Genomic DNA, 16,198 nt, shown 5'->3' with positions numbered 1-16,198 from the left:
ACCCTTTTAACAAATTCTGTTCAATATCCCTTCCTAAGGGTTGAATACTCATATTAAAAATAAACTTTTTTAGTAAGCCAAATATTATCATGATTGATTTTATTGAATACGTGGTCTCCGAATTAAAGAGCAAGAGATTATCGAAACAAAATGCGATAAAACTCATTGAACAATACTCTCTTCATTCATCAATAACCACAAAAACATCCATTATTCATCCACTATTGCACTGCAATATTTCAGACCTAAACCAGCAAAGTTATCGTTCTGATTTTAGTGGAAAAGAATTCTTTTTAAGAGATCATCAGGTTAAGGGGCAGAAAGTTTTACCTGGAGTGGCTTATTTGGAAATGGCTCGGGCTGCCGTTGAGAAAGCCATGCCCTTTCAGCCAGAATCAACCATTATGGAGTTGCATAATGTAGTATGGGCTCAACCGATCATAGTAAAAGAAGTAAAAGAAGTTACCATTGCTTTGTTTGCAAATGATGATGAAATCAGCAATGGACAAATAGATTTTGAAATCTATAGCATAGGAGTTGATACTGAAGATAATCCCAAAGAAACAATTCATTGTCAGGGACAAGCTGTATTTGTTAATAAGCCGACGGCTGTAAAACTTGATATAGCCCAACTCAAAGAAAAAACACAACAAGGTCAGCTCGAGTCAAAAGACATCTATACAGCCTATGCCAAGCTAGGGCTAAATTATGGTCTAGGTCATCAAGGAATACAAACTATTTATCAGGGTGATAAACAATTGCTTGCGCAATTGAATCTGCCAGAAGTGGTTGAGTCTACCCAAAATGAGTATGTATTACATCCAAGTTTAATGGATAGTGCTTTGCAATCTGCTATCGGTTTCTTTGCGGATTTGAATCAGATACCAAATCGTCCATCACTTCCCTTTGCCTTAGAATCATTAAGCATCTTTTCGACCTGCACTAAAGAAATGTTTGCATGGGTAAGATACTCATCAGGTAGTCAATCCAATGCTAAAGTCACTAAATTAGATGTTGATTTGTGTGATCAAGAAGGGAACTTATGTGTACAAATGCAGGGATTTTCTTCTAGAGTGCTTAGTGCGGATATTAATGTTGTTGGTGAACAAGAGAAAAGAGTAGATGCCATACTAGCTACACCAGTGTGGCAAACATCAACAATAACGGCATCATCTAATGCAGTTAAATCAGAATACACACAGCAATACATTGTTCTGTGTGAAATGTCAAAAGTTAATTTTAAACAGTTTGAAACCATAGTTCCTCACAGCCATTGTTTATTGCTGAAAGCAACATCGAAAAAAAATATTGCTGAACGTTATAGTGAAGCCACCTTGGCTTGTTTTGAGTTGATCCAAAAAATACTCAAGAGTAAACCCAAAGATAAAGTTCTTGTTCAAATAGTTACAGCTTACAACCAGAAAGAATCATTTTTTGCAGGACTATCTGGATTAATTAAAACTGCCGCTCTGGAAAATCCCCAACTAATAGGGCAAATCATTCTCACAGAACCGCAAATACTGGCCGAGGATTTGGTAATGCAATTGAAACAGGATCAAACCAGACCTCATGATACGATTATAAAATATGAACAGGGTATCCGACAAGTTTTACGTTTGGAAGAAATATTGATAGGACAGGATAAGCCTGTAATTGCATTCAAAGATCAAGGTGTCTATCTGATTACAGGTGGGCTTGGTGGTCTGGGTCTTCTATTTGTTAAAGAAATTATTAAACAAACCAAAAATGCAAAGATTATTTTAACAGATCGGGTAGAGTTGACTGCGAAAAAACAGGCTATTTTAGATGAACTACGTGTCCATGCAAACCAACTTATCTATCAACAACTGGATATTACCAATCTAGAGCAGACCAAGCAATTCATTGAGGCAATTAATAAAGAGAATAAACAGATCAATGGTATTCTTCATTGTGCTGGAATGATTGCTGATAACTTTATACTGAAGAAAACACCTGAAGAAATAAGTCAGGTACTTGCGCCTAAAGTTACTGGCACTTTCAATCTAGATGAGGCCAGTAAAGACATTGATCTTGATTTTCTGGTTTTATTCTCATCAATCTCAGCTATGACCGGCAATAATGGTCAAGCGGATTATGCCACAGCTAATGGTTTTATGGATCAGTTTGTGTCTTATCGCAATCAATTGGTCGCAGCAAACCAACGGCAGGGAAAAACCGTGTCCATCAATTGGCCTTTATGGCTTGAGGGTGGAATGATGATTGACCCATCGAGTCTAGAAATGATACGGCAGAGTACGGGGATGCACCCCATGCGAACGGAAACAGGCATGCAGGCATTTTATCGTAGTTTAGAATTGCAACAAGGTCATACACTGGTGGTAGAAGGTGATTTATTGCAATTACGCCATACATTATTTGCCCTCCAAACAGTTCAATCTATTCCTTCTCCAATTCCAACTCCAGTTCAACCTCAAGTGGAAAGACCTAATGTTGTTGAAATAGATGCTGGCAATCTTGAAGAAAAGACTCAAGACTACATAAAAAAACAACTTTCGGAGTTACTTAAACTCCCATTCCATAAAATTGATTCACAGGCACCTCTGGAGAAATATGGTATAGATTCCATCTTGGCGATGAAACTAACCAATCAGTTGGAAAAAACATTCGGTTCTCTGCCGAAAACCCTATTTTTTGAATATCAGACCATCCGCGAGCTTACAGATTATTTTATCAAAGCACATTCAGCTACATTGGCTTCACTCTTTGCTATTGTAGATAATGACCAGACTCCAGTTCAACCTCAAGTGGAAAGACCTAATGTTGTTGAAATAGATGCTGGCAATCTTGAAGAAAAGACTCAAGACTACATAAAAAAACAACTTTCGGAGTTACTTAAACTCCCATTCCATAGAATTGATTCACAGGCACCTTTGGAGAAATATGGTATAGATTCCATCTTGGCGATGAAACTAACCAATCAGTTGGAAAAAACATTCGGTTCTCTGCCGAAAACCCTATTTTTTGAATATCAGACCATCCGCGAGCTTACAGATTATTTTATCAAAGCACATTCAGCTACATTGGCTTCACTCTTTGCTATTGTAGATAATGACCAGAAAGAATTAATAAATAAGTCACCTGAAATACTCCCTCTAACCCAAGTTAAGCAAATTCCAAGCAGACCCATTAGACGTCAACGTCATGTCTCTGTTTCAACAAATAAGGCAAATTCAATCAATGCAGATCCGATTGCAATTATCGGTTTAAGTGGTTGTTACCCAGAAGCATCCAATATTGAAGAATATTGGCGTAACCTGCGTGATGGGAAAGACTGTATCATTGAGGTTCCAAAGGATCGATGGGACTGGCGTGAATATTACAGTGAAGATCGCAGTAAGAGCGGATATCATTATAGTAAATGGGGCGGTTTTATCGCAGGCGTTGATGAGTTCGACCCCTTGTTTTTTAACATCTCGCCGATTGAAGCAGAAATGTTGGATCCTCAGGAGCGTTTATTCCTGCAACATGCATGGATGGCTATAGAGGATGCGGGTTATACCCGTGCCAGTTTACAGATACCCCATGAAAAGGATATGGCAGGTCAAGTTGGGGTATATGCAGGAGTTATGTACAGTGAATATCAGCTTTTGGGTGTTCAAGCCAGCATGAAAGGCAAACGCATTGGGGTTCCTGGCAGCTATGCCAGCATCGCAAATAGAGTTTCCTATGTGCTAAACCTTCATGGGCCTAGTATGACACTGGATTCTATGTGTTCTTCTTCATTAACCGCGATTCATTTAGCCTGTCAGGATTTAAAAGAGGGGAGAACTAGTTTGGGTATTGCAGGGGGAGTTAATGTTAGTATTCACCCCAATAAATACTTAGTAATCAGTGCTGGCCAATTTATTTCGAGTGATGGCCATTGTCAAAGTTTTGGTGAAGGTAGTGAGGGCTATATCCCGGGAGAAGGAGTGGGTGTAGTTATACTGAAAAGATTTTCTGAAGCCGTACGAGATGGCAATCATATTTACGGCATTATTAAAGGCAGTGCTCTCAATCATGGCGGTAAAACTAATGGTTATAGCGTTCCCAATCCTCAAGCTCAGGCGAGTGTTATCAGTCGAGTATTGGTCGAATCAAACACGGATCCTCGTCATATCAGTTATATTGAGGCTCATGGCACAGGTACTAAACTAGGAGATCCTATTGAAATCGCTGCGCTGAGTCAGGCATTTCAAAGGCATACCCAAGATGTCGGATTTTGCTTAATAGGCTCTGCCAAATCCAATATTGGTCATTGTGAATCAGCGGCGGGAATAGCTGGACTTACTAAGGTACTATTGCAATTGAAACATCAACAAATAGTCCCTTCTTTGCATTCGACGCGTTTAAATCCTCACATTGATTTTCAGAAAACTCCTTTTGTAGTCAATCAAACCTTGAGAACATGGGATCAGCCAGTGATTGATGGTTGCCCACAGCCCAGAATAGCAGGTATATCTTCTTTTGGTGCTGGAGGATCAAATACCCATATTATCATTCAGGAACATGTGACACCGACAGAAACGAACCCAATCGTTGAACCAAATACAAAGTTCATCATCCCTCTATCAGCCAGAACGATAGGACAACTTAAACAAAAAACATTTGATCTCCTAGATTTTATTCGTACTCCCAAGGCGGATGAAAATATACCACAATCAATTAAATCAATAGACTTGGCCGCAATGGCCTATACCCTTCAAGTAGGGAGGGAAGCGATGGATGAACGCCTAGGATTTATGGTCAGTTCAGTCGATCAGTTGGCTGAAAAACTTCAGGCATATATCAATGGCGAGCAAAATATTGAAGATGTTTATCAGGGAAGGGTTGAACAAGATAATGATACCTTGTCATTGTTTAATGTGGATACCGATTTCCAACAAACTATTGATAAATGGATTGCCAAAAGGAAATTATCAAAATTGCTGGATTTATGGGCTAAAGGTCTGAACCTAGATTGGAACAAACTCTATGGTGATGACAAGCCTAAATTTATTAGTCTACCTTTATATCCATTTGCTAAAGAGAGATTCTGGATTGACACAAAAATGGATGAACAAACTGAAGCAACAGGAAAGACAACAACTGTGCTTCATCCATTATTGCATAGCAATACATCAGATTTCAATCGGCAGAGTTACAGCTCTACATTTAATGGTTCAGAGTTTTTCTTAATGGATCATCAGGTGAAAATGGATGATGAATCCAGTCATAAAATATTACCGGCAGTGGCTTATTTGGAAATGACAAGAGTAGCATTAGAAAAAGCCACGCCTTCACAGCAAGAACTTGGTATACTGGAACTACGCAATACTATTTGGGCTCAACCACTCGTGGTCAAAGAAAACAAACAAGTAACTATAGCCTTGCTTATTAAAAATAGTGATCAGGTTGATTATGAGATTTGTAGTCAAAATAATGGACAGGAGATCATTCATTGTCAAGGGCAGGCAGGTTTTAGTCATCAACCGATTCCTAATAAACTTGATATAGAACAACTCAAAGGACAGATGGGGAAGGGTAGATTAGAGGGAACTAGCCTATATCCAGTCTTTTCCACAATGGGTCTTAACTATGGTCCAGCTTATCAAGGGGTTAAAGTGATCTATCAAGGAGAGAAACAAGTCCTTGCGCAATTGAGTTTGCCAACTATTGTTGAGGCAGGTCAAAGCGATTACTTGATGCATCCGAGTTTGATGGATAGTGCTTTGCAGGCTGCTATTGGTTTAATAAAAGATTTGACCCAACTTCCTGCTAAACCATCTATACCTTTTGCCTTAGAATCTATACGCATAATATCGGCTAGTACGCAGGAGATGTTTGCATGGGTTCGTTACTCTCAGGGGAGTAACTCGGAGGATTTAGTCACTAAATTGGATATTGATTTGTGCGATCAGGAAGGAAATGTTTGTGTGCAAATGCAGGGATTTTCTTCTAGGGTGATTACCACAGATGTTATTGAAGTTCAAAATAAGGGTGTTGGTACTTTGCTTGCTACCCCTCTGTGGGAATCAGGTACGTCAGTTGAAAACCCATTGGAATATGCTCAGCAGCATATTATTCTGTGTGGAATGCCGCAGGTAAAGGCGAACCAGCTTGAAGCAATAATTCCTAAAAGTCAAAGCATACAGCTGCAATCATCACAAAAAAATATTGCAGGACGTTATGGCGAAACTGCCTTAGCATGTTTTGAGTTAATCCAAACAGTGTTCAAGGATAAACCCCATGGTATGGTGCTTGCCCAAATCGTCATTGCCAACAACAATGAAGAGGCACTTTTTGCAGGGCTATCTGGATTGCTTAAAACTGCAACAATGGAGAATCCCCAGTTAATAGGTCAAATTATTCTTACAGAGCCCAATATAGGGACAGAAGTATTGGCAAGGCAACTGCGTGAGGTAAAGTCCAGACCACAGGATATGCTTACAAAATTTGAGCAAGGTACTCGGAGTGTTTTAAAATGGAAGGAAATAGAAGTTAAGCAAGAAAAATCTGAGTTTAAATTTAAAGATCAAGGTGTTTATCTGATCACTGGAGGATTAGGAGGACTAGGCGTTCTATTTACCAAAGAAATTTTTAAGCATACCTCAAACGCTACTGTTATTATAACCGGACGATCGGAATTGACCGTAGAAATACAGAATACTTTAAGCAAGTTCCCAGTTGGAATGGGTAGGCTTATTTATAAACAGGTGGATATTACTATTCTAGATCAGGTTAAGCAACTCTTTTCTACAATTATTGAAGAGAATAAGCATCTCAATGGTATTATTCACAGTGCAGGAATGATCTTAGATAGTTTTATCCTGAAAAAAACATCTTTAGAGTTCTGTAATGTACTTGCACCTAAAGTTACAGGTACTTTTAATCTGGATGAAGCCAGCAAGGATATTAACTTGGATTTCTTGGTTTTATTCTCTTCTGTAACTGGTGCTATGGGTAATTTAGGTCAAGCGGATTATGCAGCAGCCAATGGTTTCATGGATCAGTTCTCATTCTATCGCAATAGGTTAGTAGATAAAAAACTTAGGCATGGGCGTACGTTGTCCATCAACTGGCCTTTATGGCAAGAGGGAGGAATGCATATCGATACAACCAGTAAAGATATGTTGCATCAGGTGACAGGGATTCTACCCATGCAAACTTCAACGGGCATTCAGGCATTCTATCAAAGTTTATCATTGCAATATAGCCAAACCATGGTTATGGAAGGCTATGTAACGAAAATGCGTAGTATCCTACTGGAAGATCAGTCTAATAAAGCAGTGCTTGCACAAGTAGTTACAGGTACTATGAAAACTGCTTCGGTTTCAGTTCCTGAAACGGATTCAAATATCCTTGTGGAGAAAACTAAGGACTACCTGTGCAAACAATTTTCCACATTATTGAAACTCCCTGCTCATGAAATTGAGCCAAAGGCACCTTTGGAAAAATACGGTATTGATTCCATACTTGCGATGAAATTGACCAACAAGTTGGAAGAAACTTTTGGTTCGCTTTCTAAAACATTGTTTTTTGAATATCAAACTATAGCAAGTTTAGCTGGATTTTTTGTTAAAACGTATCCTCACATTGTTCAGGAGAAAATAGGAGTCAAACAAGTGGTGCTTAAAGCAAAAGAACCAGATCAAGTTACAATTGCGAAAGGGTCAATTGCTTCTACTGTCAGCACAAGAAATCGTTTCTTGACTAGTAAGCCTAATAACACTCAGGTAGAAATTGCTATTGTTGGTATTGGTGGAAAATATCCACAGGCGGAAAACTTGGAAGAGTTTTGGGAAAATCTCAAGAATGGCAGGGATTGCATCACAGAAATCCCAATAGAACGATGGGACAATAAATTGTATTTTAATCCTGAACGGAATCAGGCGGGGAAGAGTTATAGTAAATGGGGAGGATTTATTAGTGATGTTGATAAGTTTGATCCGTTATTTTTTAATATATCGCCTAAAGAAGCTGAATTAACAGATCCTCAGGAGCGCCTGTTTATTGAAACTGTATGGCAAACCATTGAGGATGCTGGGTATAGTAAAGAGGGCATCTCGGCCGTAGGCCGGGTTGGTGTTTATGTTGGTGTCATGTATGGCCAATATCAACTTTATGGAGCTGAAGCTATGTTAGCAGGAAATACAAATGTTCCTGGTTCGTCTTATGCTTCAATTGCCAATAGGGTTTCTTACTTTTTCAACTTTAATGGTCCCAGTATAGCATTGGATACCATGTGTTCTTCATCTCTTACGGCAATCCATCTGGCTTGTGAGGAAATCCGTAAAGGAGATATAGATGCTGCCATTGCCGGTGGGGTTAACGTTTCAATACATCCCCATAAATATCTCCTTTTAAGCCAAGGGAATTTTGCAGCCAGTGATGGTAAGTGCCGAAGTTTTGGGGAAGGGGGTGATGGTTATGTTGCAGGGGAAGGCGTGGGTGCTATTCTCCTTAAATCTCTTGAAAAAGCCATTCAGGATGGAGATCATATATATGGTGTAATCAAATCCAGCGTCATTAATCATGGCGGAAAGACCAATGGCTATAGTGTCCCTAATCCAAATGCACAGGGCGATTTAATTCTCGAAGCACTTAAAAAAGCTAAAATTGATCCTACAACATTAAGTTATATTGAGACACATGGAACTGGTACGTCTTTGGGAGACCCTATTGAAATTACCGGATTAAGAAAGGCGTTTGAGGGATTCACCCAAAAAAAACAATTTTGTTCAATCGGTTCTGTTAAATCAAATATTGGGCACCTAGAATCGGCCGCAGGAATTGCAGCGGTTACAAAGGCATTGCTGCAAATAAAACATGGGCAGTTAGTTCCTTCTTTGCATGCAGATCCTTTAAATCCAAATATCAATTTTAATGAATCGCCATTTTATGTTCAAAAAGAATTGGTAAAATGGGAACATCCTGCCGGATATCCAAGGCGGGTTGGCGTAAGTTCTTTTGGTGCGGGAGGATCTAATGCTCATCTTATAATAGAGGAATATACAGACATAAAAGAGGCGGAAGACAGATCGATTAATGTAATGCCCAGGGTCTTTGTCCTATCTGCTAAAAATCAAATAGGACTGTTGCGCTACGCTGAAAAAATTGTGGATTTTATAAGGAATAACTCGAATATTTCGCTAGCTGATATGGTGTACACCTCACAATTAGGACGAACACCAATGAATGAACGTCTGGTGATTGTAACTAGCAGTTTAGAAGAACTTGAGGATAAACTAAATAAATGGTTAGTTCTACGGAAGGGGAGTGATTCCAGACTAAAAGGAAGAAATAGTAGTGAATTGGAAGGTGTTTATGATGGAAACATCAAGGATGCTCAATCTAATACTGGAAATTTAATTGAAGGCGAAGCTGGTCGGGCTTTCTTAAAAGTTATTGTTGATAACGGAGATTTGGAGAAATTAGCTAAACTTTGGATTTCTGGGGTTGACATTGATTGGTCACTTCTCTATCAAAATGCTTATCCAAGAAGAGTATCACTCCCTACGTACCCCTTTGCCAAAGAAAGGTACTGGATTAATGCACCATCATTAAATAACCTTGCTAATCAAAAGAGTATTAATAAAATCAATATTGAGACGGCCAAAGAGGTTGTGGAACAAAGAAGTAAAATGAACTACTACCCTCAATGGTCAGTAACAACATTGACGAATTTGAAAGAAAAATCTTTAGCTAACGAACCAATTTTAATATTGGATACAGCAGAAGAATTATACTTGACACTGAAAAAGCAGCTGGGGGGAGGATTAGATGAAAAATCACTTATTTTGGTAAAACTGGAACATAATTATAAGAATATTGAGCAAAACATTTATTCTATTAACCCAGAGCAAGAAGAACATTTTTACCAATTAGTAGAAAATCTAAAAGGTAGAAATCAGTTACCTCTTAGAATTATTCATCATTGTTCAGAAACTGATAATTTGAAGTCGGAAGAGGAGATTGCTCGACAACTTAATTATGGACTTTATACCATTTTTTATTTATGCAAAGCATTGATGAGGCAGCAATATCAGACTCCCCTTCAGATTTTGTCTGTTTTTTCAAATGGTATAAATAGAACTGCACCACAAAATGCTGCTCTTGGAGGCTTTTATAAAACCCTTAGTTTAGAAAATCCGAAATTTCTCACAAAAGTTATTGAAATTCAAGATGATTTAAATGATTCAAAAAAATCTTTATCAGAAAAAGTTAACCTTATCATAGATGAATTTAGTGATAAAGACTGGACAAAAAATGAGATATGCTATAAATTTCAGAATGAGAAATATATTAGACATGTAAAAGAGTTGGCATTGTTTACTTCTAAGAAAGACAAAATTACAGAACTTCCATTGAAGCAAAATGGTGTCTATATTGTCTCGGGTGGTTTAGGCGGTTTGGGTTTCATTTTCAGTGAATATCTAGTAAAAAATCTTCATTGTAAATTGGTTCTTTTTGGACGATCGGCGCTGAAAGCAGACCAAGAAGCGAAACTTAATCAACTCAAAGCTTACAAGACAGAAATTATTTACGTTCAGGCAGATGCTTCGAAATTAGAAGATATTGAAGAAGTTGTTCGTACAGCAAAAACTCATTTCTCCCAAATAAATGGCGTGATTCATAGCGCAGGAATTAATAAAGATTCTTTTATTCTCAAGAAAACAAAAGAAGAAATGGAGAAAGTGCTTGAATCTAAAGTTTATGGTACTATTAATTTAGATAAAGCAACACAAGAGGAAAAATTGGATGTATTTATCCTGTTTTCTTCTATTGCTGGAGTAATAGGTAATTTAGGTCAATGTGATTATGCTTACGCGAATCATTTTATTGATTCTTTTGCAGAAAATAGAGAAAATCTAAGAAAAGAGCAAAAACGTTTCGGCAAAACGGTATCAATTAATTGGCCATATTGGGAAGAGGGAGGAATGACTCTTTCTCAAAATGAAATAGAACTTATTGCTAAACAAACTGGAATTTGCCCATTACCAACGAAAATTGGTATTCAATGTTGGGAAGAAATTTTACGATCCGACTTATCACAAGGTATTGTTCTTTATGGGGTGTCTTCAAAAGTTGATGCTTATATAACACAAAAGCCTATTAAATCTGTTAAAAGCCAGCACGTTCAAGTAGAAGCAGTAAATGCTGATACGTTATTGGAACAAACTATAGCATATTTAAAAGATGTAGTCAGTAACGAAATTAAACTTCCTATTGATCGGATTGATTCTCAGGAACGATTTGAATTCTACGGTATTGATTCAATGATGATTAATCGAATGAATGCTAAAATAGAGAAAGATTTAGGTGCTTTACCAAAAACTTTGTTCTATGAATATGAGACAATAGCTGAACTTGCAAAGTATTTGGCTCAAGAATCTCGACAAGCGTTATATATCTATTTTAATTTGGAAATTTCAACAATTGAATCAGAAATTCATACTGTAATAGAGGACGATACAGAAAAAAATCAAAAAATAGCCCAGATACAGAAGAAATATGAAGATTCTGAACCAATTGCAGTTATTGGAGTTCATGGACACTACCCTCATTCAGAGGATTTAAATGAATTTTGGGAAAATCTTAAGCGAGGAAAGGATTTAATAGACCTAGTTCCTGCAAGTCGATGGAATTATGAGGAATTTTATCATCAGGATCCGGAGAAGGCTGCTGAAGGGAAAATTTATTGTAAATGGGGCGGCTTCATAAATGACGTTGATAAGTTTGATACTCTTTTTTTCAATATTCCTGCAGAGGAGGCGAAGATTATGGATCCTCAGGAGCGGCTTTTCCTCGAATCGGTTTGGGCTTCAATTGAAGATGCTGGATACACAAAGGATAGTTTGAAAGAACGTCACCCCAAAGCCAAAAGTGCAGATGTAGGTGTTTTTGTAGGTGTTACTACAAATTCTTATAATTTGTTGGCGGCAGAAGAATGGAGTCGGGGGAATATGGTTTCTCCTAGTGCACTGCCCTGGTCAATTGCAAATCGTGTCTCTTATTTCTTTGATTTCCAAGGGCCAAGCATGCCCGTTGATACGGCTTGCTCTTCTTCTTTAGTTGCTATACATCTTGCCTGCGAAAGTTTGAAAAGACAAGAATGTCAGGTTGCTATTGCTGGGGGGGTAAATTTATATTTACACCCCTCAAAATATCACTCCTTGTGTAAAAGGCGAATGGTTTCTGTAGGTGGGAAATGCCGCAGTTATGGTGTCGGTGATGATGGTTTTGTTCCTGGCGAAGGGGTGGGATCGATATTTCTTAAACCTCTCAGCAAAGCTATTGCGGATCAGGATCATATATATGCAGTTATAGCAGGAAGTGCGTTTGACCATAGTGGCAGGTCGAATGGATATTCAGCACCTAACCCAAATTCTCAGGCAAACTTAATTGAGTATACTCTGAGTAAAGCTCACATCAACCCTGAGTCTATTAGTTATATTGAAGGGCATGGAACAGGAACACAGCTGGGCGATAGCCTCGAAATTTCTGCTTTGACCAATGCATTTCAAAAACAAACAAAGAAAAAACAATTCTGCCCTGTCGGTTCTGTTAAAGCCAATATTGGGCATTCAGAATCAGCAGCAGGAATTGCTGGAGTGACTAAAATACTTTTACAAATGAAGCATCAGCAATTAGTTCCCAGCATTTACTCGGAAGTAGCAAATCCGAATATTGATTTTAATAATTCTCCATTCTATCTTCAGCATAAATTAACTCCATGGCAATCGTCTAGTAATCACCCCCGACGAGCACTCATCAACTCTTTTGGAGCTGGAGGGGTGAATGCATGTGTTATTTTAGAGGAATACAAAAAAGAAAACGTATCAGAAAAGTTTCAAGAAGCAGGCCTATTTCTGGTCATTCTTTCTGCTAAAAATGAAGAACGCCTTCGAGAGTATGCTAACCGATTACTCTCTTATTTAGGAAATGAAAAGAATGTAAATCTTGCAAATCTTTCTTATACCTTACAAGTTGGACGGGAGTCGATGCCGGAAAGATTAGCAATTATTACTTCGAACAGATCAGAACTCATTGACCAGTTAAAAGATTGGCGACAACAGAAACTATCTGCCAATATTTATCAGGGTAAACTTGATCCACGCAAGGGAGGAAAGAAATCTATAAAGAAAGATGAAGAAGACCTTTTCAGAACCATTGTTGAAACAAATGACTTGACTAGGCTTGCTGAAATGTGGATTACAGGGACTGAAATCGATTGGGAAAAATTATATCCTCAAACTAAACCAATTCGGATTACTATCCCTACATATCCCTTTGCTAAAGAACGGTATTGGGTTTCTAATGCTCTGGTTTCTGAAACAACAACAACCACTAATCAAAAAAATGCTCAGTTACATCCTTTGGTTTCATATAATTCTTCCACTATGAAAGAAGTAAGTTTTAGTTCATTATTATCAGATAATGAATTTTATGCTCTTGATCATAAGGTGAATGAGGAAAAAATATTCCCTGGTTCAGGATTTTTGGAAATTGCTTGTATTTCGGGAAATATGGCTGGAGAGCAAAAGGTTAATAAGATTAGAGATATTGTCTGGATTCAACCTTTAAGTTTCAGAATTGGTTCAAGAGTACTTCAAACCTCTTTAAAACAGATAGGAAGTAATATTGAGTATCAAATTACCTCTCTTGATGATGATAACGAAAAGATAGTTCATTCGGAAGGAAAGTTGTATTTCCAAAATAACGGAAAACATTCTCCTGATATTGAAAAAAGCATTTCAATACAAAAATTGAAAGAACAGTGTCCAAAACCGCAGGTCGGTAATCACTATTACGATTTATTCAAAAAAGTCGGTTTTAATTATGGTCCAACCTTCCAAACGATACAGGAGTTATACATTAATAATTCTTTTGCTTTATCTAAATTGAAAATATCAGATCATTCTAAGGTTGATTTTGATCAGTTCATTCTTCACCCTAGTATAATTGATGGTGCTCTGCAAACAGTTGCTAGTTTAGTTAGCGGATTAGAACTGACAACGCCGTACCTGCCTTTTGCAATTGATGAAGTGGAAATCATTCGCCCTATGCCTCAAACCTGTTATGCTTATGTTGAATTTGCTGATTCTGAAAAACAGGTACATGCAGATATTATGAAGTTTAATATTCAACTTCTTAATGAAGGAGGAGATACTTTGGTCAGGTTAAAGAATTTTTATGTAAGGGCACTTAATAAAAGTTAATACAAATAAGTATGCCAAAATATACCAAAACCAATAAGATATTAGTTCATCGGATTATGAATAACATGGTATTTGCACTGGCAACTAAAATGAAATAATATATTATGAATATCCTCTATTATACCTAAAACATAAAATGAACCCTAATGTCATTCCGGGCGAAGTCCCAGAATCCTTTAAAAGAGATAGATTCCTGCATTCGCAGGAATGACAATTTGGATTATTTATTCTTCATTTAGGTATTATTGCGGACAATCATAATATATTTAAACAAATGAAAAACAACAGAAAAAATTATCAGAAACAGCCGTGAGTAAAATAACTATTAATCCGCAACAACTGGGAGCAAATAATTTCCGCCAGCGATATGGCATTAAATATGCTTATCTCACTGGCTCAATGTATAGAGGCATTTCGTCAAAAGAAATAGTAGTTGCCATGGGTAAGGCAAACCTCCTAGGGTTTTTAGGTACAGGTGGAATGAACTCAAAAAAAATTGAGAGTGATATACTATTTATTCAGCAACAACTTCACCCAGAGCAAATTTATGGGGCGAACTTACTCTGTGATATTAATTATCCAGATAGAGAAATGGAGACAGTAGAACTCTATCTTAAACTAGGTGTTACCTGTGTTGAGGCGTCGGCATTTATGCAGATGACACCTGCCCTTGTATATTATCGTATCATGGGTTTATATAAAAGCCCTGATGGGAGTATTGAATGTAAGCATAAAATTATTGCCAAAATATCTCGTCCAGAAGTTGCGTTGACTTTTATGAGCCCTCCAAGAGAGGATATTGTAAAAAAACTTTTGGATAAGGGGCAAATTAGTCAGGAGCAAGCAGAGATGGCGACTCATGTAGCAATGAGTTATGATTTATGTGTAGAGGCAGATTCTGGTGGGCATACGGATCAGGGTGTTGCATTTGCCCTACTTCCTGCCATCCAAAGTTTAAGACAACAAGTAGAGAAGGATTTCGAGTATAACCAGAAGATACATATTGGTTTGGCTGGTGGTATAGGTACACCTCAGGCTGCTGTTGCAGCATTTATGATGGGTGCTGATTTTATCCTTACGGGTTCTATTAATCAATGTACGGTTGAATCAGGTACCAGTGATTGTGTAAAAAACTTGTTGCAAGGGATTAATGTGCAGGATACCGATTATGCACCAGCTGGAGATATGTTCGAATTGGGTGCAAAAGTACAGGTGTTAAAAAAGGGAGTGTTTTTCCCTGCAAGAGCTAGAAAATTATTTACGCTTTACGAACACTATAATTGTTTGGAAGACATACCTGAAAACATTAAAAAACAGATAGAGTCAAAATATTTTCAGAAAACTTTCACGCAAGTATGGCAAGAGGTTGAAAAATATTATCGAGAAGAAGGGCAATTATCTACATTGGAGAAAGCCGCAGTAAACCCTAAGCATAAAATGGCTTTGCTGTTTAAATGGTACTTTGCTTATAGTACAAATTTAGCTTTGAATGGGGATGAAAAAAATATTGTAGATTTTCAAGTACATACTGGACCTGCTCTTGGAGCTTTTAACCAATGGGTAAAGGGTTCTGAAATTGAATCATGGAATAAGAGGCATGTTGATCAAATTGCTGAGAAAATAATGCAGGAGGCGACTTTTTTATTGGATAGTCAAATAAATCACCTGTTTTTACAGCTCTTTTAAAGCAAAGATTGATGCTGAAAATAAGTTGATTTACCAAATATTAAGATAGATTTTATTCAGTATTTGAATGAGAGTTATTTAATAATGCGAATTAAGGGTTGAAAAAAAGGTACATAAATGCAACGGCTAGTCTACCAAACACATGAACAAGCAATCCGTTTGTCGATCGAACTTTAGACGCCCTTTGAATGCCAGTCTTCTCCTCTAGCCAGTTGAAGAAAGACTCAATGGGTTGACGTACCCTAGACACAGCGGTGGAGAATAGATCCGCAGCAGCCTTGTCGAAGTAT

General features: G+C 37.6%; 3 protein-coding genes. 2 read left to right on the top strand and 1 reads right to left on the bottom strand.

Annotated elements, in window-relative coordinates; translation table 11 throughout:
• The first annotated feature begins 89 nt into the window (after positions 1-89).
• Together HOO91_06450 and HOO91_06445 are read left to right on the top strand one after the other, a co-directional pair.
• Positions 90-14,222, top strand: coding sequence for an SDR family NAD(P)-dependent oxidoreductase (locus tag HOO91_06450; protein NOU17183.1), 14,133 nt, complete (start codon positions 90-92; stop codon positions 14,220-14,222).
• A gap of 309 nt (positions 14,223-14,531) precedes the next feature.
• Positions 14,532-15,908: a PfaD family polyunsaturated fatty acid/polyketide biosynthesis protein gene (locus HOO91_06445; GenBank protein ID NOU17182.1), complete on the top strand. Its 1,377-nt coding sequence runs from the start codon at positions 14,532-14,534 to the stop codon at positions 15,906-15,908.
• 91 nt (positions 15,909-15,999) lie between these two features.
• Here the strand turns inward: HOO91_06445 and HOO91_06440 are convergent.
• A partial coding sequence (locus HOO91_06440) for a transposase (protein NOU17181.1) occupies positions 16,000-16,198 on the bottom strand: 199 nt, incomplete at its 5' end.

The organism is Bacteroidales bacterium (assembly GCA_013141385.1).
Classification (GTDB): domain Bacteria; phylum Bacteroidota; class Bacteroidia; order Bacteroidales; family Tenuifilaceae; genus UBA8529.
Note: the sequence above shows the minus strand (reverse complement) of the source record. Positions and strands in the feature narration are given on the sequence as shown.